This window comes from Pinisolibacter aquiterrae (assembly GCF_019160155.1).
Classification (GTDB): domain Bacteria; phylum Pseudomonadota; class Alphaproteobacteria; order Rhizobiales; family Ancalomicrobiaceae; genus Pinisolibacter; species Pinisolibacter aquiterrae.
Genome location: NZ_JAFNIH010000002.1, coordinates 19,355 through 39,911 on the forward strand (window position 1 = coordinate 19,355; position 20,557 = coordinate 39,911).

General features: G+C 68.9%; 26 protein-coding genes. 14 read left to right on the forward strand and 12 right to left on the reverse strand.

The annotated features are described in order from the left end of the window. Positions 1-21: 21 nt before the first annotated feature. The 4 genes from J3S89_RS00250 to J3S89_RS00265 all read left to right on the forward strand — a co-directional run bounded on the left by J3S89_RS00250 (position 22) and on the right by J3S89_RS00265 (position 4,582). A complete protein-coding gene (locus J3S89_RS00250) occupies positions 22-543 on the forward strand; it encodes an arsenate reductase (azurin) small subunit (protein ID WP_217925458.1) in 522 nt (173 codons plus the stop codon). Between the two features lie 14 nt (positions 544-557). Beyond that, positions 558-3,095 (forward strand): arsenate reductase (azurin) large subunit, encoded by a 2,538-nt coding sequence (locus J3S89_RS00255; RefSeq protein WP_217925459.1) that lies wholly within the window; start codon positions 558-560, stop codon positions 3,093-3,095. Between the two features lie 321 nt (positions 3,096-3,416). Then, a complete protein-coding gene (locus tag J3S89_RS00260; RefSeq protein WP_217925460.1) occupies positions 3,417-3,851 on the forward strand; it encodes a hypothetical protein in 435 nt (144 codons plus the stop codon). Between the two features lie 5 nt (positions 3,852-3,856). Then, the gene (locus J3S89_RS00265) at positions 3,857-4,582 is read left to right on the forward strand and encodes an ankyrin repeat domain-containing protein (RefSeq protein ID WP_217925461.1); all 726 of its coding nucleotides are present in this window, start codon (positions 3,857-3,859) and stop codon (positions 4,580-4,582) included. 42 nt (positions 4,583-4,624) lie between these two features. Here J3S89_RS00265 and J3S89_RS00270 read toward each other — a convergent pair whose 3' ends face one another. Next, positions 4,625-5,401, reverse strand: a complete 777-nt coding sequence (locus J3S89_RS00270) for a LytR/AlgR family response regulator transcription factor (RefSeq protein WP_217925462.1) — start codon at positions 5,399-5,401, stop codon at positions 4,625-4,627. After that, complete coding sequence (locus tag J3S89_RS00275; RefSeq protein WP_217925463.1) at positions 5,398-6,486, reverse strand: sensor histidine kinase; 1,089 nt, start codon at positions 6,484-6,486, stop codon at positions 5,398-5,400. Before J3S89_RS00275 ends, J3S89_RS00270 begins: the two co-directional genes overlap by 4 nt. Before the next feature lie 249 nt (positions 6,487-6,735). On the opposite strand from J3S89_RS00275, the gene J3S89_RS00280 reads away from it, so the two are divergent. After that, positions 6,736-7,086, forward strand: coding sequence for a response regulator transcription factor (locus J3S89_RS00280; protein WP_217925464.1), 351 nt, complete (start codon positions 6,736-6,738; stop codon positions 7,084-7,086). A 142-nt stretch (positions 7,087-7,228) separates the two neighbouring features. On the opposite strand, the gene J3S89_RS00285 is transcribed toward J3S89_RS00280, so the two are convergent. Then, entirely contained in the window at positions 7,229-7,630 is a 402-nt protein-coding gene (locus J3S89_RS00285) for a hypothetical protein (RefSeq protein ID WP_217925465.1), read from the reverse strand. A 243-nt stretch (positions 7,631-7,873) separates the two neighbouring features. Here J3S89_RS00285 and J3S89_RS00290 point away from each other — a divergent pair, with 243 nt between their 5' ends. The 4 genes from J3S89_RS00290 (at position 7,874) to J3S89_RS00305 (ending at position 10,462) form a co-directional block, all read left to right on the forward strand. Beyond that, a complete protein-coding gene (locus J3S89_RS00290) occupies positions 7,874-8,635 on the forward strand; it encodes a hypothetical protein (RefSeq protein WP_217925466.1) in 762 nt (253 codons plus the stop codon). 86 nt (positions 8,636-8,721) lie between these two features. Continuing rightward, a complete protein-coding gene (locus J3S89_RS00295; RefSeq protein ID WP_217925467.1) occupies positions 8,722-9,174 on the forward strand; it encodes a hypothetical protein in 453 nt (150 codons plus the stop codon). 5 nt (positions 9,175-9,179) lie between these two features. Next, the gene (locus J3S89_RS00300; RefSeq protein ID WP_217925468.1) at positions 9,180-9,848 is read left to right on the forward strand and encodes a hypothetical protein; all 669 of its coding nucleotides are present in this window, start codon (positions 9,180-9,182) and stop codon (positions 9,846-9,848) included. 5 nt (positions 9,849-9,853) lie between these two features. Continuing rightward, complete coding sequence (locus J3S89_RS00305) at positions 9,854-10,462, forward strand: hypothetical protein (protein ID WP_217925469.1); 609 nt, start codon at positions 9,854-9,856, stop codon at positions 10,460-10,462. Positions 10,463-10,524: 62 nt separating this feature from the next. Here the strand turns inward: J3S89_RS00305 and J3S89_RS00310 are convergent, their stop codons facing one another. Next, positions 10,525-11,133, reverse strand: a complete 609-nt coding sequence (locus J3S89_RS00310) for a hypothetical protein (protein ID WP_217925470.1) — start codon at positions 11,131-11,133, stop codon at positions 10,525-10,527. Here J3S89_RS00310 and J3S89_RS00315 point away from each other — a divergent pair. Continuing rightward, on the forward strand, positions 11,132-11,881 hold the full coding sequence (locus J3S89_RS00315) for a hypothetical protein (RefSeq protein ID WP_217925471.1): 750 nt from the start codon (positions 11,132-11,134) through the stop codon (positions 11,879-11,881). The two genes, J3S89_RS00310 and J3S89_RS00315, sit on opposite strands and share 2 nt — an antisense overlap. Before the next feature lie 71 nt (positions 11,882-11,952). Here J3S89_RS00315 and J3S89_RS00320 read toward each other — a convergent pair whose 3' ends face one another. The 3 genes from J3S89_RS00320 to J3S89_RS00330 all read right to left on the reverse strand — a co-directional run bounded on the left by J3S89_RS00320 (position 11,953) and on the right by J3S89_RS00330 (position 13,776). Continuing rightward, positions 11,953-12,501 (reverse strand): hypothetical protein, encoded by a 549-nt coding sequence (locus J3S89_RS00320; protein ID WP_217925472.1) that lies wholly within the window; start codon positions 12,499-12,501, stop codon positions 11,953-11,955. Between the two features lie 398 nt (positions 12,502-12,899). Further along, positions 12,900-13,328 (reverse strand): DUF3995 domain-containing protein, encoded by a 429-nt coding sequence (locus tag J3S89_RS00325; protein WP_217925473.1) that lies wholly within the window; start codon positions 13,326-13,328, stop codon positions 12,900-12,902. 31 nt (positions 13,329-13,359) lie between these two features. Beyond that, positions 13,360-13,776 (reverse strand): hypothetical protein, encoded by a 417-nt coding sequence (locus J3S89_RS00330; RefSeq protein ID WP_217925474.1) that lies wholly within the window; start codon positions 13,774-13,776, stop codon positions 13,360-13,362. A 90-nt stretch (positions 13,777-13,866) separates the two neighbouring features. Here J3S89_RS00330 and J3S89_RS00335 point away from each other — a divergent pair, with 90 nt between their 5' ends. Then, a complete protein-coding gene (locus J3S89_RS00335; RefSeq protein ID WP_217925475.1) occupies positions 13,867-14,433 on the forward strand; it encodes a TetR/AcrR family transcriptional regulator in 567 nt (188 codons plus the stop codon). Positions 14,434-14,473: 40 nt separating this feature from the next. Here the strand turns inward: J3S89_RS00335 and J3S89_RS00340 are convergent, their stop codons facing one another. After that, on the reverse strand, positions 14,474-15,331 hold the full coding sequence (locus tag J3S89_RS00340; protein ID WP_217925476.1) for a hypothetical protein: 858 nt from the start codon (positions 15,329-15,331) through the stop codon (positions 14,474-14,476). 406 nt (positions 15,332-15,737) lie between these two features. On the opposite strand from J3S89_RS00340, the gene J3S89_RS00345 reads away from it, so the two are divergent. Together J3S89_RS00345 and J3S89_RS00350 are read left to right on the forward strand one after the other, a co-directional pair. After that, positions 15,738-16,046 (forward strand): hypothetical protein, encoded by a 309-nt coding sequence (locus J3S89_RS00345; protein ID WP_217925477.1) that lies wholly within the window; start codon positions 15,738-15,740, stop codon positions 16,044-16,046. Continuing rightward, positions 16,043-16,237, forward strand: coding sequence for a hypothetical protein (locus J3S89_RS00350; RefSeq protein ID WP_217925478.1), 195 nt, complete (start codon positions 16,043-16,045; stop codon positions 16,235-16,237). The genes J3S89_RS00345 and J3S89_RS00350 overlap by 4 nt, the downstream gene beginning before the upstream one ends. A 123-nt stretch (positions 16,238-16,360) precedes the next feature. Here J3S89_RS00350 and J3S89_RS00355 read toward each other — a convergent pair whose 3' ends face one another. From J3S89_RS00355 to J3S89_RS00365, 3 genes are all read right to left on the reverse strand, one after another. Further along, a complete protein-coding gene (locus J3S89_RS00355) occupies positions 16,361-16,654 on the reverse strand; it encodes a hypothetical protein (protein WP_217925479.1) in 294 nt (97 codons plus the stop codon). Between the two features lie 225 nt (positions 16,655-16,879). Next, positions 16,880-17,326, reverse strand: coding sequence for a hypothetical protein (locus J3S89_RS00360; RefSeq protein WP_217925480.1), 447 nt, complete (start codon positions 17,324-17,326; stop codon positions 16,880-16,882). Between the two features lie 197 nt (positions 17,327-17,523). Further along, positions 17,524-18,279, reverse strand: a complete 756-nt coding sequence (locus J3S89_RS00365; RefSeq protein WP_217925481.1) for an SDR family oxidoreductase — start codon at positions 18,277-18,279, stop codon at positions 17,524-17,526. Between the two features lie 161 nt (positions 18,280-18,440). On the opposite strand from J3S89_RS00365, the gene J3S89_RS00370 reads away from it, so the two are divergent. After that, positions 18,441-19,157 (forward strand): HAD-IA family hydrolase, encoded by a 717-nt coding sequence (locus J3S89_RS00370; RefSeq protein WP_217925482.1) that lies wholly within the window; start codon positions 18,441-18,443, stop codon positions 19,155-19,157. Here the strand turns inward: J3S89_RS00370 and J3S89_RS00375 are convergent. Next, entirely contained in the window at positions 19,134-20,078 is a 945-nt protein-coding gene (locus J3S89_RS00375; protein ID WP_217925483.1) for an AraC family transcriptional regulator, read from the reverse strand. The genes J3S89_RS00370 and J3S89_RS00375 overlap by 24 nt on opposite strands. Positions 20,079-20,557 lie beyond the last annotated feature (479 nt).

Sequence of the window (20,557 nt, forward strand, 5' to 3'; positions counted from 1 at the left end):
AAGACTTCGGAGGAAGCATCCATGTCGAAATGCGAAGGGCTGGTCCAGGCCGGGCGACGGCAATTTCTGAGGGGCGCGGGGTTCGCGGTGGCCGGCACCGCGGTCACGGTGGTCGCGCCGGCTCCCGCGAAGGCGGCGACGCCGTCCGCTCGCGTCCAGTATCCCGCCGGCCGTCTCGCCAATCTCAAGGATCTGGCGGTCGACGTTCCCAAGGACGTCAGCTACCCGGACGCCGACTCGCCCGGTGTCCTGTTGAAGCTCGGGACCCGGGTCGAAGGCGGTGTCGGCCCCGACGGCGACGTCGTCGCCTTCTCGGTGCTCTGTCCGCACAAGGGGTTCCCGCTGAACTACGCCAAGGCGGATCGGACCCTCAATTGCCCCGGCCACTATTCCCGCTTCGACGTCGAGAAGGCCGGGCAGGAGATCTGGGGCCATGCCACCCAGAACCTCGCCCAATTCGTGCTCAGGGTCGACGCCAAGGGCGACATCTTCGCCGAAGGCGTCGACGAACTGATCTACGGCCGTCTGTCCAACGTGCTCTGAGAGGGGAAATCGCCATGACTTTCAAGCGTCAAGTCGATCGGCTCCCGATCATCCCGGCGGATGCGAAGGAGCACAACGTCACCTGCCACTACTGCATCGTCGGCTGTGGCTACAAGGCCTATACCTGGGACGTCAACAAACAGGGCGGGACGGCGCCCGCCCAGAACAAGTTCGGCGTCGACCTGTCGAAGCAACAGGGCGCCGAGACACCGGCCTGGTACGCACCGTCGATGTACAACATCGTCAAGCAGGGCGGCCGCGACGTCCATCTTGTGATCAAGCCCGACCCGGCCTGCGCGGTGAACTCGGGCCTCGGCTCGGTGCGTGGCGCCCGCATGGCCGAGAACCACACGTCGCAGGCGCGCGGCACCCAGCAGCAGCGGCTGACCGATCCGATGGTCTGGCGCTACGGCGAGATGCAGCCGACGACCTGGGACGACGCGCTCGACCTCGTGGCGCGCGTGACCGCGGCGGTCATCGACGAGCAGGGTGAAGACGGGCTCTTCGTCTCGATGTTCGACCACGGCGGCTCGGCCGGCGGCTACGAGAACACCTGGGGCACCGGCAAGCTCTACTTCGGCGCCATGAAGATCAAGAACGTCCGCATCCACAATCGTCCGGCCTACAATTCCGAGGTCCATGCGACCCGCGACATGGGGGTCGGCGAACTCAACAACTGCTACGAGGACGCCGAACTCGCCGACACGATCATGGTGGTCGGCGCCAACCCGCTCGAGGCCCAGACCAACTATTTCCTCAACCACTGGATCCCGAACCTGCGCGGAACGTCCATCGACAAGAAGAAGAAGGAGTTTCCGGGCGAACCCGTCGAGCAGGGCCGGATCATCATCGTCGATCCGCGCCGCACCGTCACGGTCGCGGCCTGCGAGGCGGAAGCCGGGGCCGACCGGGTGCTGCATCTGGCGATCGAGCCGGGCACCGATCTCGTCCTCTTCAACGGCCTCCTCACCCACATCGTCGACAAGGGGTGGATCGACAAGGACTTCATCCAGGCCTCGACGGTCGCGGCGGCGGCCGGCGGACCGCAGTTGATCGCCCGGCCGGGTGCCGCGGTGCCCGAACGCGACCACGAACTGACCGACTTCGCCGCCGCGGTCGCGGCCAATCGCACCACGCTCTCCGAGTGCGCCCGGCTCACCGGCCTGAGGGAGGCCGACATCGTCAAGGCGGCGGAATGGATCGCCATGCCGAAGGCCGGGGGCAAACGTCGCCGCACCATGATCGGCTACGAAAAGGGCCTGATCTGGGGCAACGACAACTACCGGACCAACGGTGCACTGGTGAACATCGCGCTCGCCACCGGCAACGTCGGCCGCCCCGGCGGCGGCGTGGTGCGTCTGGGCGGGCATCAGGAGGGCTATGTTCGCCCCTCCGACGCCCACGTCGGCCGTCCCGCGGCCTATGTCGACGAGCTGCTGATCGAAGGGCGCGGCGGCATCCACCACATCTGGGCCTGCGACCACTACAAGACCACGCTCAATGCGATGCGCTTCAAGCAGACCTACAAGAAGCGCACCGACATGGTGAAGGACGCCATGAACACGGTGCCGTGGGGCGATCGCGACGCCATGGTGGCGGCGATCATGACGGCGATCCGGCAGGGGGGCCTGTTCTCCGTGGACGTCGACATCGTCCCGACCCAGATCGGGCAGGCGAGCCACGTCTGGCTGCCGGCCGCCATCGCCGGCGAGATGAACCTGACCTCGATGAACGGCGAGAGGCGGATGCGCCTGACCGAGCGCTACATGGACCCGCCCGGTCGCGCCATGCCCGACTGCCTCATCGCCGCCCGGATCGCCAACAATCTCGAACGGGTGTTCCGCGCCGGCGGCAAGGCGGGATATGCCGATCGGTTCAAGGGCTTCGACTGGAAGACCGAGGAGGAGGCCTTCGTCGACGGCTACGTCGCGAATGCCGGCGGGGGGCGGCACGTCACCTACGAGCGTCTGCGCGCCATGGGCACCGACGGCTTCCACGAACCCGCCGTCGACTTCAAGGATGGCAGGATCGTCGGCACCAAGCGTCTCTATGCCGACGGCAAGTTCTCGACCAAGGACGGCAAGGCCAAGTTCCTGGCGGCTCCCTGGCGAGGATGGGCGGCGCCGGGCAAGGCCGAACAGAAGGCGAAGTTCCCCTATCTCGTCAACAACGGTCGCGCCAACGTCGTCTGGCAGAACGCCTTCATGGACAGGGACAACGACTTCGTGATGGGACGCATGCCCTTCCCGGTGATCGAGATGAACCCCGACGACATGAAGGAGCTGAGCGTGGCGGCGGGCGACCTCGTCGAAGTCTACAACGACGCGGGCGCGACCCAGGCCATGGTCTACCCGACGCCGACGGCGCGCCGGAAGCAGACCTTCATGCTGTTCGGCTTCCCGACCGGCGTCGCCGGCAACGTCGTCAACGCCGGCGTCAACGAGTTGGTGATCCCCGACTACAAGCACAATTGGGCGGGGATCCGGAAGATCGCGGCGGCCTCCTCCGAGACGGGGGGGCTGAGTTTCAAGGCGATCGAATACAAGGCGTGACGTGACGTTCGGCCGATCCCTCGGGTTTCGAAGCGAGGTCGGGAAGGAAGACCGGGCGGGCCGCGACGCGGCTCGCCCGAATGCGTCGGAGTTCGATCGACGCGGCCCCTCGGGTCATGCGAGGAACCAGTACATCCCGGCGCTTCGTTCCGGCTCGATTTGCGGTCACATTGTCGCCGATCGACGTCGACGATTCCGATGCCCCAGGCGCGGAGGCGGTCGCGTCTCTCGCGGTCTCCGGTGAGCGAACCGACGTTCGCCGGAGCCGCACGCCGGTCGTTCGGTCGGCTTCGTGGGACCGGGTCTGCGAGGGGAGGGACCATGACGAGTTCCGGCATCGTCTTCCGCGGCATGATCGTGATGTCGATCTTCGGCGCGGCGACCGCGGCGACGGCGAGTGGCCGGATGGCGATGCCTCCGATCACGACCGTGCTCGCCTCGCCCGCCGCCTGCGCGGCCGAGATCGAGCGCCTCGCGGCGGAGGATCGGAGGGCGGTCGTGGCGAAGACCACGGCGCCCGACGGCGCCACGCGCGAGGTGACGCTCCAGACCGACGGGGTGCGGAAGTCGCCGCCGGATCGTCTGCATTACGAGGCGACGCTGTGGTTCCACCACGGGCGGATGCGCGCGGACCTCGGTCGGGTCGAGATCAGCCACAGTTTCGAGACGACGATCCGCGACTGCGTGGGGAACACGTTGACGATCCGGGGCGAGAGAGGTTACGGGCTCGCCACCTTCGAGCCGCCGGCGAGGTGACGGTCATGACCCTTCTTCCCTCCCGCCGAGCGCTCCTCGGCCTCCTCGCCGTCGGCTGGATCACGCCCGTGCGGGCCGGCCCGTCCTCGGCCGACGTCTTCGCCGATCCGCAGGTCGCGGCCCTGGCGGACGCCGCGCTCACGCGCAACGCCACCCGTGCCGCCGAGTTGGTGCGCGCCGGCACCAGTCCGAACGCGCGCGGCGATCGCGGCGTCACGCTGTTGCAGTGGATGATGCTCCGGAAGAGCCACATCGGCTTCGGCATTCTGCTCAATCTCGGAGCGGATCCGGCTCAGACCGGCCTCGACGGCGACAGCGCCGTTCATTTCGCGGCGAAGGCGAACGATACCGTCTATCTGCGCATGCTCCTCGACCGGCACGTCGACGTCGATACGCGCAACGCGAACACGGGGCGCACCCCCTTGATGGAGGCGTTGATGGGGAGCCGAACGGTTCAGGTCGAGATGCTGCGGGGCGCCGGGGCGCGTCTCGACGTGAGCGACCACATGGGCAACACGCCGCTGCACGTCGCGGCGCAGATCGGCGCATCGGCCGAGGTCCTGGCGTTTCTCGAACAGGGGGCGCCGCCGCACGCGCGCAATCGCCAGGGCAAGACCTTCCAGACCTATGTCTTCATGACCCCGGAGAGGGTGCTCACCGAGCGCGCCCGGGCGGAGCGGCGTGCCGTCGCGGATTGGCTGGCGCGCCACGGCATCGCGCCCGAGCGCTAGAGCGGGCCGGTCGGGCGGCCCGCCCGACCGGCGAGAGCCGCCCTAGGGCTTCAGGAGGCGCGCCCTGACGGACGGCCCATAGGTGCGTCCGACCCGCAGCTCCGTGCCGTCGTTCAAGACCGCGATCAGCGCTCCGAACGGGGCCGGACGCAGCCGCGCGATGGCGCCCAGCCGAACGATCGCGCCGCGATGGATGCGCATGAAGGTCTCGCCGTCGAGGCTTCGTTCGATGCCGGCCAGACTGTCCTGGTAGAGATGAGCCGCGCCGGCGACGTGGATGCGGACATAGTCGCGCTCGGCCTGGAACCAAGTGACGGCATCGAGCGCGAGGCGCTGATAGTCCCCGCGCGCCTTGACCCAGAATTCGCGCCGGAGACGCGGCTTGTCCTCGAGCGCGCGCCGCAGCGCGGCGACCGTCTCGGCGAGCTCCGCCAGACGATCCGCCTGCGCCCGCCCTTCGAGCGCGAGGCGCGCCCGTTCGAGCGCATGGGCGAAGCGGGCCGGTTCGACCGGCTTCGTCACATAGTCCACCGCATTCGCCTCGAAGGCCCTCAACGCGTGGTGATCGAAGGCGGTGACGAAGACGACCACCGGGGCACGGCCGGGGAGCCGTTCGAGCACGTCGAACCCGCTGCCGCCCGGCATCTGGATGTCGAGGAGCAGGATGTCGGGCTCGGTCTCGGCGATGCTCCGCAGGGCCTCGGCGGCGTCCTTCGCCTCGAGGATCGGGCCGATCCAATCGAGTTTGGCGAGCATCCGCACCAGCCGGCGCCGCGCCAGAGGTTCGTCGTCGACGACGAGGACGCCGGCGCCGGTCATGCCGGCCTCCATGGGAGATCGATGGAGACGCGGAACCGGCCCGGCGCGACCGGACCGGAGCTGAAGGCGCTCTCGTCGTCGAAACGCCGGCGCAGCCGCTCGGCGACGTTGCGCAGGCCCATTCCCATCCCGGGCGGCTTCCGGGCGGACGTCGTCTCGAGGGGCATGTCGTTCTCCACCACCAGATGCAGCCGGTCGGCCTCGCGCCGGGCGCTGAGGGCGATCTCCACCTGCCCGGAGGTGACGTTGACCCCGTGTTTGATCGCGTTCTCGATCAGCGGCTGGAGGATCAGGCTCGGCACGAGTGCCTCCCTCACCTCGTCCGGCATGTCGATGCTGAGCGCCATCCTGTCGGAGAAGCGCTCGCGCTCGATGGCGAGATAGCCGCTCTGCAGGGCGAGTTCGTCGGCGAGCGGCACGTCGCTCATGGGGTCGATCGAGAGCGTGGTGCGCAGGAAGTCGGACAGCGAGAGCACCATCTTGCCGGCGCGGGCGCCGTCGCCCTCTTCGATCAGACCGGCCACGGAATTCAGCGTGTTGAAGAGGAAGTGCGGGTTCACCTGATAGCGCAGCGCCCGCATCTGGGCGGCGAGCGCCTCTTCGCGCACCGCCGCGAGTTTGAGCTCGCGCTCGTGAATCTCGAAGCTGAAGAGCAGGGTGGTGAAGAGGCACGACCAGCCGAAGAAGAGCGCCGCGCCATAGGCCATGTCGTAGGCGAAGTCCTTCCAGTCGAAGACCGCCGGCTGCGGCCAGATGAAGACCGCGTAGACGGCGTAGCCGAGGAAGGCCCACAGCGGCGCGGCGGCGAGCGAGAGCAGGAAGGACGCCACGACGAGGAGCGGCAAGGAGAAGTCGAGCGAACGAACCTTGCCCCATTCGTGCAGGCGGAAGAGCACCACCGAAAGGCCCGCCGTGATCAGAGAGCAGAGCAGGTAGTGGACGACCTTGCCCAGGGCGGACTCGATCGGATCGGTCCCGACGAGCCCCCAGAGCACGCTCGAGAAGATGAAGACCCCGCCCCAGAAGACGAGGCCGAAGCGCAGGGCCGCCCGCCGAACGGTGCAGCTCATCGTTTCGCCGTCCATCACCCTGCCTTCTCTTCGCCGTCCGCCACGGGGACAGCCGTTCGTCGGCGTCCTCGAGCCATTCGCAGAAAACGCCCGCGGTTCGTCGGCACGCGCTCGCCCGTCGTCGGAGCGAGAATGCGCCGGACTTCCGCCGCCGATAGCCTGCTCTCGAACTCGATCGGCAGTCGGCTCTCGGCGAAGGAGGTTTCCATGCTCGGCAGCTCCGTATCAACCGTCTCGCGGTCCTCACTCTCGCCGCGGCCCCCCATGCCGCGTGGCGACAGGGTGCTCGTGTCGTTGCGCGCCGAGGACGCGCCGTCCTTCCTCGCCTCGCTGCGGACGCTTCTGCCGGAGGGGGCCGTGGTCCTCGACCCCGTGGGAGCGACGTCGGAATGTGCCGAGACCGGCCGCGATCGCCTCCGGCCCCTGCTCACCGAACGCCAACGCGACGTCCTGCGTCTGCTCGCCGAAGGGCTCTCCAACAAGGAGATCGCGCGACGTCTGGCGCTTTCCCACTTCACCGTGCGCAATCACGTCTCCCAGATCCTGCGTTCCTTCGATTTCTCGACCCGGCGTCAGGCCGAGGCTTGGGGCCGGGCTTCGGGATGCGTCGAATAGGCCTCGGAGAGCCGCTCGCTTCCGGACGCCGCCAACCGACGTCCGAGAGGCTCGCCGCGCTCCATTATTCGCCGCCCGCCGCCGATCGGCAAACCGCGATGCGGACCCCGTGCCGTGGAACCCACCGCGAGACGGGCGGGCTTCAACGGGATGCGAAAACGAGCGCCGCGCCGATCGAGGCCGCCGACCAGCCGACCAGCATCAGAACGTCGTCGATACGAGAGTAGGCCGGGACCGCCTTTCCGCCGTCGTTCGGGGCGCGCGTCAGACCCAGAGACTGCATCAGTCCGGCGAGACGGCCGTTCGTGAGCTTCGTTCTTTCCAGTGCCCATTGCAGCACGACGGCGATCGCCGCCTTCCGCAGCAATCGGACGATCCGGCCGACGCCACCGACGTAGAGGACACCGCTTCCGGCGGTCGCGGCGGCGATGCCGATCCAGAAGAACCACCAACGCAAGGGCTGCTCGGCCGAGCCCGTGAGCAGGAGGCGCGCGGCGATCGACGTGAGAGCGAAGGAGCCTACGACCAATATCCAGAATCTCATCGGCGTGTGCGGTCCCTTCCGTTCGAACAGAGAAGCTCTCGGAGATCATCGATACCGGCGAATTCGGCCGACGACCATCGCCGGGGGCGTACCGGGACACCGGGACCGGCCGACGACCGCGCGAAGCACCAGTGCATACCATCGCTTTGCCGGTTCGGTTGACCCGATTACCGTCACGGAATTTTCCAGGAGATCACGGCGCATCGCACCGAAAGGCGCGGAGAAGACGCCAGAGGACGGGACATGAAGGCGAAGAAACTGTCGCGGCGCGAATATCTACTGCTTCTCGGTCTCATCCTGTCGCCCCTTGGGAACGTCGCGCCCGCGGCGGCGGAAGGCGCCTGCCCTCCCGGCTACATTCCCGGCGGCGCCATGGTGCCGGGTCAGGAGAATGCGGGCTGGACGGGGTGCCTCCATGCCTATGACGCGGACGGCGGGGATGGGCGCGCGGGGGGCATCGATCCCGGTCCGCCGCCCTTCGACCGGGAAGAGTTCCGCAAGCTCGGAGAGTGGGAAAGAGCGATCGCCAGGAAGAACGAGGAAGAAGCTCTGAGGAGAGATCCGGTTCTGCGGGACTTGAAGAACGGTGTCTGGAAATTCTCGAAATCGAATCCGGGCGACCGGCGACAGGTGTGCTCGGCCGTCTTCCTGAAGCAGGCTGCCGGCGTGATGATCATGGATTGGGGAGGAAGCTCCGGGGGGACGTCGATCGGCTATTTCGGTGGGCTGATCCCTCCGGCGCAGACGATCCGCCGGGAGCGGGTGAGCCTCGTTCAATCCGGCAGGACCCAGACCGTCGTCGCCTCGCACGCGAGCCTGCCGTGGGCGGCCGACATCGGCATGATCCTGTTCGCCGTTCCCTCCACCGAGGCTCTGCTCGGCGCGATGGAGGACGAGCAGGACTTCTCGGTGCGGATGGGCGGCGAGACCCTCCTCACCGGAAAATGGCACGGCGGCGGCGCCGCGAAGAAATGGCTGAGCAGATGCGTCCGTGAACGGCGCTGACGCACATGGAAACGAGATCATGGAGCGCGGCCTCCCCGGCGGAGCGCGCGCACGGCCGCTCGGCGGCGCCCTCGGAGGACCCGAAGATGACACCGCGTCTCGCGCTCGCCCTGGTCTTGATCGGCGCCGTCCCGCTCCACGCGCAGGAGCGGCCGCGGACGCTCGACGAGTGGATCGGCGACCCGACCCACACCCATGACGGTCGCATTCGTCTGACCGGGCTGAAGCACGGGACCTATCATCGCGGCTATCGCTGCCCGACCCTCGAGGCGGCGGCCGCCGTCGTCTCGACGGTCACCGCCGCGCGGAAGGGGCGGACGACGGCCGAGCGACAACGCGCCCTGTTGTTGCGCACCCTGCCGAAACACGGATGCGCCGCCGCTGCGCGTGGCGACTACGTGCCGCTCGCGCTCGGGCCGATGGTGTCGCTCGACCTCGGCTACGAGGCGAACGAGGATTGGACGGCGCTGCGGGTGCGGACACCCGACGGGGTCGAGGCCGGCCTCGTCTACGACGCCAGCGTCTACGCGATGGATTGACGGCGATGCGGCTCGGTCGGTCCCTTTCGAAGCATCGCGCGCGCCGCCTCGCCCTGGTGGGGGCGAGCGTCTGGGCTCTTCTCGTGTCGCCGTTCGTCGGACAGGGTGTCCTCGCCGCCTCCGGCGGGCCGCTCGTCCTGTTGCGCGACACGGTCACCACGCACGAATGGGTCTATTCGAGCGGTCTCGGCGGCGGCATGACCCGGATCCTGGGGCCGGAAGATCCGAACGACCCGCGATCGTCGTTTCTCCAGGGCGCGGGCGTCCGCCTGAGGCTGGGCTGCGACGGGTTCGACCCGGCCCGGAGCCGGTGGGGGTTTCATGTCTACGTCACGGCGCCGCGCACCGGGTTGACCGGCGACGAGGAGCGCGCCTTCGACGCCGGCTCGCGCGTCCTCCTCTCCGCGCCGGGACGCCTGGTGCTCTTCGACGAGCGCGACGAGCCCGTCCGGCGCTTCGCCCTCGTGCCGACGAACGGGGCCTTGATCGTCGAGGCGTTCCGGCCGGAGAACGTCCGAGACTTCATGGACGCGTCGCGCCTCGTGATCGAGACGCCGAGCCTGCGCCTCGAGACCGGAATGATCGGGATCTTTCCGGGGGACGAGAGCCTGCGGACGAAGTTCGCCTGTCGGCGCGACGCTCCCTCCGCGCGCCACCACACCGATCGGGACTGACGCTCATGCCCCTCTCCACGACGAGACGCCTCGCCCTGTTGCCCTTCCTCGTGATCGCGGCCATCGTTTCGGTGGATCCGATGGTCGGCGCCGCCGCGCCCTCTCCGCCGGCGCTCGTCGAGCACGGCGAGACGGCGGATTGGTCCGAGAGCCACGCCTGGGGCGGAGGCGTGCGGCACGTCTTCGCGGAGCCGGGGACGGCCGGGGCGGGTGACCTCTCGCTGCCGGGCGGGGCGGCGATCGAGTTCGTCTTCGGCTGCCGCGCCGACGCCGTCTCGGGCAAGGGCTATTGGCGGTTCCGGGTCGGCGCCACGCCACCGGGAACGGGGATCACGGCGGTCGAGGAGAAGGCCTACGGCAAGGCGGTGAACCGGCTGTTCGGCGGGGCGGCCTCTCTGGTGGTGGTCGACGCTTCCGGCCGGGAGGCGGATCGTCTCGCCCTGCAGCCGGTCGACGGCGGTCTCGAGACCGTCGGGCTCTGGGACGAGGTGATCGCGGCGATGTTCGACGCCTCGGCGATCCGCGTCGAGAGCTCGCGCTTCGTCCTGGAGACCGGATCTCGGGACATGAAGGCCACGCTCGACGGGCATCCCCGCATTCGCTGCAAGCGGTGACGCGCCGTCTCGCGGCTCGGTCGTCCCCACGGCGGTCGTCGTGGTGGGACGACCTGTGATCCTCAGGGGGCGGGGCCGGCTCGGCCGCGCCGGATGGTGGCGCGGAGGGCGAACGTGGCCTCCTTCTGCGGATAGAAGCCCGGTCCCTCGCCGAAGACGGCGGTGATCGGCGCGGGGGGCGGGCGCCGGAAATCGGCTTCGAGATACCACCACTCCAGAGGCCCCGATCGCCCGCTCGGCTCCGGCCCCGTCGAGGCGACGAACGGCACGGCGTGGTGTGGGGAGCGGAAGGTCAGGCGGACGTCGGCGAGGCGCCATCGACAGAGGCCGAGGCCGAAAGGATCGGAGGCGGCGAAGGCGTCGGCCCAGAGGGTGGCGTGAAGGACGCCATCGGTCGGAGATCGGCTCGCCACCCGTACGGAGTGGATCGGGCGCAACCGCACGCCGCCGAGGGCCGCGCCGGGATCGGGCGGGATGCAGGCGACGTTCTCGACCTCGAAGACGGCGACGATCTCGGCCTCGCGGGTTCGGCGCGCTTCGCCGCCGAAGCGCCATTCGATCTCGATCCGATCTCGCGGCGCCGGATTCGGCCGTGGCGTGACGGCCGGCTGGCCCCATGCGGGGCTCGCGAGAGCGGCGACGGCGACGATCGATCGGAGGAGCGCGCGCATGGATCTGTCTCTGACTTCGTTCGGGAACCCTAGGTCACCTCTCGAATTCGGTCGACGCACCCCGGCGTACCAGTGCGCCGCCGGTGATCGACAATGCAGTCGGGCGCGACCTAAGCTCGCCCATCCTCCACGCGACGAGATGCCGATGCGCCCTTTCAGTGCCCCCTCCGCCGTTCTCCTCTCCTGCCTTCTTTTGGCCGTGCCCTTCGCTGCAGTCCGGCCGGCCGAGGCGCGCGGCCCTGAAATGAGCGAGGGCGAGCGCCGCGCCTTCGAGGCGCGACAGGTGGAGGAGGCGAAGCTCGCCTGCCGCTCGAACGACGCGAACGCGTTCTTCGGCCTGATGGTGCAATCGCCCGCGGTGCGGCGCGCCTTCACCGCCGAGAAGGTCGAATATTCGGAGCTCGACGCCAAGGGCGCGGGCAAGACGACGCTGGTTCCTCGGGAGGCCTATGACCGTTTTCCGATCCGGATGGTCGACTTCATGTGGAAGGCGGCGCAGCCTCTGCTGCGGGGGCGCGACGAGCACGTGGTGATGGAGCTGAACGTCAGCCAGACCAACGACGTCGCCGTGGACTGGACACGAGTGATCTACGGCCCGCCCTACGACGGCGAGGAGAGCCTGGGGACGGCCCGTGATCTCGACGGCCGGGTCCACGACCCCTCCCGTCCCACCGACGGCACTCTCTTGCTCCGACCGCGCAACGGCTGCTGGTATCTCGTGGCGGACACTCGTCGGGTGCGTCGCTGAGGCGGCGCCTCGCGGCGAAACCGTCTCCGACCGCCGGTGAAGCTTCCCCCGCCGTCGTCTCGCATGGGACGTCACGGCGCGGGGGAGTGGAGCGTGCAGCCGCTCGCGGTCATGTCCTTGCCGGGCGTGAAGAGCGAGAAGGTGAAGGTGGTGCTGCCGGGCCCGGAATTGCCGCCGTCGGGATCGGGCCTCACCAGGGCGAAGACCGCGGTCGGCGCCTGGGGCAGATCGATCCGGTAATAGGTCGAGCGCGCCGTGAGGTAGGGCCGACCGAGGGAATCCCGCGTGCATGCGTCGGCGAGCACCACCACCCGCGCGCCCGGAAGATTGCGCTCCAGAACCGCCCGGTGATCCGCGCTCGGGTAGAGCTTGATCATCGTGATCTGCAGCGGTCCCCGGATCGCCGGATTGTTCGCGCTCGAAAACCGAACCTCGAAGCTCGCCTCGCCCTCATTGGCCTTGCGCGTCGTCTGGTCGGCCCCGACGCCGACCGGCGCGTCCACCTCGCCGAAGCCGATCAGGCGTAGCCGTCCCTGCAGCACGTAGACGTAGGAATTGTCCTTCTCGCTGTCGGTCGGATAGCTCACGCCGTTCCATTCGATCGACGGAATCGTCTGCATGGCCTTTTCGTCGCGTCGTTCGGCAAAGGCATGGAGGAGCGTCTCCAGCGCGGGCTTGCCGGGCCGCTCGGCGAGGGCGGGAGAGGCGACCGACGCGAGGAGCGCCGCCGCTCCTGTAAGGCCCAGGAGCCGGGACCGGAGCGTGCACGACGGCAAGGTCGAACCCTGCGACATGGGCTTCGGAACATACCGAAGGGCCGGCCGGTCAGTTCGCCGGGGCGCAATGGATGGTGTCGCGCCGCTCTTCACGCCTGCCTCGCCTCTTCTCACGGACGGGACCAGCCTAGGCGAAGATACACGGACACGGCACCTCTCGACTGGTACTGGTGCATCGTGCCGTCGGTGGTATTCACCCAGGTGTCGGGCAGGTCTCGGGCCGAGATCACCCCGATCGACGCTCAGATCACCAGGACCGCGAAGCCGGTTCCCGATGCGAGACACAAGGGGCCGTAGAGGCGGCGGTCCAGGGTCGCGAAGGGTTCCTCGGACTGGCTGGCGCGGAACCATGGCGTGAAACTCGCGATACCCCGGCCGAGGAAGACGACCGCGAGCACCGTGACCGCGACCGACTGCAGCATCGGCGGCAGTGGAACCGGAACGAGGTCGACCCGCGCGAGCGCCACGACGCCGGCGAGGAAGATCACGACCGCGACGGCCAGGGTCGGCCCGCGCGCCGGCATCGCGGTGATGCCCTTCGAACCGACGACCATTCGCGCCAGAGAAGGCTCGTCGTGTCCCGGCCATCGCCCGCCGAAGGCCCAGTAGGCGTGAAGCAGAGCGACGATCGTGAGGACCACGAAGATCGAGACGGCCAATCCGGCGATCATGCTGCGATTTCCTCCGATTGCCGACGGCCGTTCACGACGGGTCGTCGAGAGGCGACGAAGGCCCCGTCGTCCTCGCGCGAGATCTCAGCCCGATCAGCGCCGTGGCGGACATCGCGACGAAGGCGATCCATTGCGGCGTGACCACGAGGGATCCCAGGCGGTCGAGGCCATAGCCGACGAACAGGGCGGCATAGGCGAGGTACTGACCCGTCACGATCCCCACCAGCGCGCCTCTCGACCCGCGATGAAACGCCGCCACGAGCAGGGCGACCGCGTCGAGAAGGAGAACGGCGGTCGTCGCGTGCCAGAGCACCGAGACGTAGGTGTTCAGGATCGCCGAGGCATTGGCGGCGAGCAGCGGGTCGTGGACGTCCGGCCCACCCGCGAAGACGTGCACCAGCACGACCACGAAGGACAGAAGGCTCGAGGCGAGGATCCAGAGGTTCATGGCCGTGTCTCCCGCTCGAAGTAGAACCATACGGTGGCGTATGTACGACGGTCCCTTGCGACGGTCAATACGGCAGCGTATGGAAAAGCGATGACGACCCGATCGACACTCTCCGCGGAGGACTGGATCAAGGCGGCGTTTCGTGCGCTGAGCGTGGGCGGCGTCCAGGCGATCCGGGCGGAGGCGATCGCGCGCGATCTGAACGTCAGCAAGGGGTCCTTCTACTGGCATTTCAGGGACGTCGCGGCGTTGAAGTCCGAGATGCTGCGGCATTGGATCCAGCGCGGGACGAACGAGATCATCGATACCGTCGAGGCGTCAGGGGCTCCGCCGGCCGAGCGGTTGCGGTTGCTCGTCCGAGAGGCCACCGGCGACCACGGCTCCGACTACGGGGGCGAGGCCGTCGAGGCGGCCATTCGCGAGTGGGCCCGGTACGACGAGGCGGCGGCGGCGGCGCTGAGGTCCGTCGACGCGCGGCGCCTCGCCTATGTCGCCGAACTGTTCGGGAGGCACGGGGTTCCGGCGAACCGAACCGGCGCGTACGCTCGGCTGCTCTACGGCGCGCTCGTCGGGCTCGGGTCTCTCGCCTCGGACGAGGCGACCGAGCGGCGGGGCGACATGTCCCATCTCGTGGATCTGCTTCTCGCCGAAGCGTGACGAGGTGATCCTCGATCGCCGGCTTTCGACGTCGACGGGCTCATCCTCCTCCGGTCGCTCGGTCGGAGGACTTCGCGCGGTCCGATCCGGCGGGATCGGGAGCGGCCTCGGAGGGGCGGCAGGGCGGCGGTTCTCCGTCGCTCGCCGTCTTCACATAACGCGCGCCCACGCGCGTGAAGACATGCGTGAAATCGGACGTTCCGCGGAAATGTACCGCGAAGGAGCGTCCCTTCAGGATGTTGCGGATCGATCCGGAGACCGACACGGCCTTCGCTCTTTCGCCGCCGGCGCCGACGTCGTCGTAGCCGGACGGAAACACGGCCAGCGGCAGCGGCGCGCCGCCACCGAGCGCGTAGAGTGCCGTGGTCGCGCAGGTGACGCCCCGACGCCAGTCGAACGTGTCGGTCACGACCACGGGATCGTCGCCGAAGTCCGTCGAGACGACCCATTGCGGTGGCCCGCCGGCGAGCCCGCCCTCGATCCCTTTCGGATGGGCGCCGACGACCCGGAACGTCGTTCCCTCCGGTTTCAGGTAGTGAACCGCGATCGCGCCGAGATCGTCCGGGCCGGCCCTCTCGACGAAGCCCGAACTGACCAACACGGCGCCCGCCGACGTCCAGACCAGCGCGCCCGGCTCGTAGATCAACGGCTCGCCGCTCGCGAATGCGATGCGTGCGCCGCCGCCGAAGGCCGCCGCGAAGGCCCTCGCCGTCTGCTCCTTCACGGGCAGGGCGCGCATCGCCGCCGCGTCTCTCGTGACCGGCACCTCGCCGACGGAGGCGTCGAGCCCTTCGCCCCGTGCGACCGCTACGAGCGTCTCGCGCCCGACGCCGATCGCGAGCGCGAGGACGAAGACGGCAAGCGAGGCGCTCCGGCGCGGCGATCGTCTCGGCGTCATCGCGCCGTCTCGAAGCGAACGCCCTCACGGGCTTCCGAACGGTCGCGGACCGGCGCGAACGGGTTCGCGAGGAGGGTGGGCAAGGGGAACACGGTCGATCACCTCACGGGTGGGGCTCGTCGGGAGCTCCAGAGTACGACGCGCCGCGATCGGCGGCAGCCGCCGTGACGTACTGGTGCGACGTTCGCCGCCGGCTCGGCGTCGCGATGCACCGGGTCTTCGACGGGTTTGACCGGCTCGCCGGCGCCACCTAGCGTCGCCTTCGTCCCGATCCGCGAGGATCGCGGGCGAAGGCGGAAGAGGAGAGTGCTCATGGCGGAGCATCGCAAGGCAGGACCCGTGAGGCGCGACGGTCTTTCGGCCCGCGACGCCCTGTGCCGATGCCTGGCGAAGAAGGGGTGATCCGATGGGACGGACGTCGATCCTCGCCACCGTGCTGATGGTGGTCTCCGCGACGGTCGCGGCTCCCGCCGAGGCGTGGAGGACCCACCACGGCCCGCGCTTCGGCACGCTGGTGGACTATCCCGCAGGGGTGTTCGGGGTGGCCGAACCCTCGGACGGCGGCGACGGCACGACCTGGACGGCGCCCGGCGGCACCGGCCTGCGCGTCTTCGGGTTCTGGAACGCGCTCGATCAGACGCCCGCCGGCTACGAGACCTTTCTGCGCGAAGGGCGGCCGAAGCGCCATGCCGGCGTCACCTACCGGGGGTGGTGAAGCGCGATCTCCTGATCTTGTCGGGCATCGACCACGGTATGATCTTCTATGAACGCTATGCCTTCGGCGACCCTTCGGGAGCGGTTCACGCGCTGGTGCTGGATTATCCCGCCGCCGCGCGCGCGACCTTCGACCCCTTGATCGGACGTCTGTCCACCTCGCTGCGATGGGAGGGCGCCGCGGCGAAATGAGGACGTGCTCCTCATTCGGCCATCGGCTCCGCCGACGAGCGAAGGCAGGGTATCGGCGGCGGGCCCGTCGCCACGAACACACGGATCTCGCCCGGGACGCGCTCTCGTCCGTCTGCGTCGCGTTCATTTCTCTGGTCTTCGAGACAGCCGCTTGATCGCGAGCACGAGTCCGATCGACGAGATCGCCCCCAGGACTGCGCCGATCATCGGGAGATAGGCATGGTCCCGCGTGCTCGCGACGACGACGTCACCGAAGCCGGCGCCTCGCAGTCGCATGACGTGGAGTTCCGTTCCGACGACGTTCCAGAGCACGAAACCCAGACCGACGAGCCCGATGACGATCGTCGTCGTTCGCTTCGGCCGTCGAGACGGGGTCGAAACGCCGGTGTCTTCGGGAGGGGAGCGGGTGTTCGACATGTTCGGACACGGATCCTTTCGAGATTTCGTTTCGGAACCATGCTGACCGTGCGACAGGGGAGCGACAAGCCGCGCCGTCGTACCAGTGCATTCTCGCGCCATCGCGGCGCGGCCTCTCTCGAAAGCACGCGCACATGTTCGAAGCGGAAGTGTTCGGGATCGACGTCGGTGTGCCGCGTCTGGTGGCGGCGATCGTCGGCCTGGCGATCGTTCGATCGACCGATCTCACCGGCAACGATGAAGCCGCGTCGCCGGTCCCGGATCCGGGCCGATCCGTCGCCAGTCGAGGATCCGCCGATCCTTCGACAGGGTGAATTCCTCGACCGTATCCCATTCTTCGCCGCCTCCGGAATTGTGGGCGTCGAGGGAGATCCGTTCGAGATCGCCGGGCGTTCGCAAGACCCGCGTGACGACGAAGCCGCCTTCCATCTGTTTCAATCCTTCGGCGTCGATCGTCAGGACCGGGGCGGCGCGGATCGCCGACAGGCCCGCGCGGCAGTCGGCGGCGACATGAGCCCAGAGCCCGCGAAACGCGGGCGGAATCTCACGGACCGCCTGCCCCGGAGGCGAGGCGGGACCGGAAGACGGCGCGACCTGCGCGTCGGCGTCGGAGGCGAGAACGAGAACCGACAGCGCGGCGGCGCGAAGCGACATGGAGACGGGTCGTGACATGGAAAGCCTTCGAACGATCGAGATCATCCGCCGCATTCGAGGGGCGGCTCGGGTGCCTCTCGCCGTTCGTCGGCCACGGCGATCATCGGCATCCGCCCATATCGATCCGTCGTCGCGTGGTTTCGACAAGGGGCGGAGGCGCACCAGTGCATCGTCGGGGCGTCCGGTCGGCGGACCGGACCCCACGCGGGTCGGATCTACCGCCGGTCGGCGGAGCCCGCCGCGAGGGCGACGGCGTCGGCCCCGGCCGGAAACCGCAGCCGATCGGACCCGTCGTGGACGGCGGTCCAGACGGCTTCGGCGACGTCGGTCTCCTTCGTCGTCAGCGCCGGGGCGGCGAAGGCCGCGAAGATCGGCGCGGCGTAGTCGGCATAGGGCGGCGGGACGAGATCCTCGATGCGCAGCTCGGTGTTGTGCGCGAACCGCGTCGTCGGAGCGTAACCGGGTTCCACCAGCTTGGCGCGGACGCCGAAATGGCCGAGCTCGTGGGCGAGCGAGCCGGTGAAACCCTCGATCGCCTGCTTGCTGGCGGTATAGGCCGCCGCGAGCGGCATGGAGGTCAGCGTGACGCTCGAGGTCACGTTGACGACGACCCCGGATCGGCGCTCGCGCATCCCGGGGATGACCGCCCGGCACATCGCCATGACGCCGAAGGTGTTGGTCTCGAACACCTTGCGGACATGCGCCATCGGTGTCGCCTCGAAGGCGCCGACGACGCCGATGCCGGCATTGTTGACCAGTACGTCGATCGGCCCGGCCGCCTCGACGGCGGCGGCGATGCTCTCCTCGCGCGTCACGTCGAGCGGCAGGAGGCGCAAGTCGGGCGAAGCCGGCAGGAGCGAGGGGTCGGGGCGGCGCATGGTCGCGACGACCCTCCAACCCTCGCGCAAGAAACGACGCGCCGTCTCCAGGCCATAGCCCGACGACGTGCCGGTGATCAGGATCGTCTGCATGGGAACCTCCATCCATTGGGAACACATCCTGGATAGGCGGTGCCGGTTGGATGATCCATAATCGAAAGTCCAGTTTTGATTTCCAACTATCCAATCTGCGCGCGCGATGATAGAAAGGACGCGGTCCCCCGGTGCCCGCTTCCAGAGAGACGAGACCCCCGATGCCGACGGTTTCACGGACGTGGTCGATCGATGCCATCCTCCTCGACATGGACGGCACGATCCTGAACTCCATCGCGGCCGCCGAGCGCGTCTGGACGGCATGGGCGATCCGACATGGGCTCGACGTCGCCGCCTTCCTGCCGACGATCCACGGCGTCCGGTCCATCGAGACGGTGCGGCGGACGGGTCTCGCCGGCATCGATCCGGAACGCGAAGCGGCGGCGATCACGCGGGCCGAAATCGAAGAGGTCGAGGGGATCGTGGAGATCGCCGGCGCCGCCGCGTTTCTCGCCGCGCTGCCGGTCGCGAGGTGGGGTGTCGTCACCTCGGCGCCGCGGGCGCTCGCTCTGCGCCGGATCGGCGCGGCCGGCCTTCCGGTTCCGCCGTTGCTGAGCTCCGCCGAGGACGTCGCGCGCGGCAAACCGGCGCCCGATTGCTTTCGCCTCGGCGCCGAGAGGCTCGGGACCACGGCCGAGAGATGTCTGGTGATCGAGGATTCCGCCGCCGGCATCGCCGCAGGGGAAAGCGCGGGAGCGACGGTGATGGTCGTCACCGCCACCCATCACCGGCCGATCACGACCGACCATCCGGCGATCCGCGACTACCGCGACCTGAAGCTCGAGCGTCTGCCGGACGGCTCTCTCGCGATCGACGCCGCGCGCGACGTCTCCGCGCGAGCGGAATGGCGCTTCCTATTGCAGGATCGGCGCGTCTGATCGCTCTTCGAGGGAGGCGGCGACGCCGTGGGTCCGGGCGAATTTGCCGGGTGGGCAGCCGAGCCGTTTGCGGAAGGCGGTGCTGAAGGCGCTCGCCGATTCGTAGCCGATCTCCTCGGCGATCCGGTCGAGCGACTTCGTCCCGTGCAGCAGAGCGTCTTTCGCCAGCGCCATCCGCCAGCGGGCGAGATATTCGATCGGACCGCAACCGAGGGCCGCGCCGAAGCGCGCGGCAAAGGCGGAACGCGACTGCCCGGCGATCCGGGCGAGGCCGGCGACCGTCCACTCGGCCCGCACATCGGCGTGCATGGCACCGAGGACGCGCGCGAGCGCCGGATCGCGCAGGCCGTCGGTGAGCCCGGCGGGGGGCTCGTCGCCCGCGATGCCGCGCCGGCGCAGCGCCTCGACGAGCAGAACCTCGAGCAGGCGCCGAAGGATCATGTCCTTGCCCGGCTCGTCGCCGCCGCATTCCTCCGTGACGAGGTCGATCAGACGGCCGAGCCGCTCCGCGCGCCCGTCCGAGGGAGGGACATGGATCCTGCGCGGCAGGAGCGCGAGCAGAAGCGGGGCATTGGCCGCCTCGATGCGGAACGTGCCGCCGAGCGCCTCGAAATCGGCCTCTCCCTCCTGCTCGCCGTGGCGGACGGGTACGTCCATCGGATCGCGCGTCGCGCCGGCGATGCCGGGATGACTGCTCAAGGTGAAGGCCGGCGTCGCCGGCAGGAGAAGAAAGGCGCCTTGCTCGAGCTTCCAGGGGGTCTCTCCCTCGAAGGCGATCCAGCAGGCGCCTTTCAGGACGATCGTGAAGCCGGGAGCGGCATGCGCCGCATAGCGAACGCCCCACCGGCCTCGCCCGCTGATGGGCTTGGAGATGGCCGTATTGGGTCGGAGCAGAGCGATGACGTCGCTGAGAGGATCCAAGCCGGACGACCCGTAATGAATATGGGAGATCGATTCATATATCGTCTCGAAGACCTCGTCCAGCGGCGACCGACGAGGAGGAGCGCTCCGCCGCGGCGGAATGACCTCCGGGGCGGGGGCCTCTGTCTCTTCTCGCCTGCGTCGCAGATCCCGCGCCCTGCGCTCGCGGGCCGCCGTTTCTCGGAGGATCCCGAGGAGAAACGGGCCGATCTACCTGCCCGCCTTCCTGCACTTCATCGTGCCCCGCGACTCGCGCCGCCTTCACCGATTTCCGGTCGAAAGTCACGAGGTGTTCGCAGGCCCGAGCTTGTCCGAGATGGAGGGCGTCGGCGAAGTCCATTCCCCTGTCCGCGACGGCGCATGGCGGCGTTCTTTCCCGGCGAACGGGTTCGCAGTCCTCGCGGGACGAAAAGGCTCCTCTCGCGCCGTCTTTCGCCGAGGCTTGCGGCGCTGGCGGGCGTGGCTGCCGGGGCCTCGAT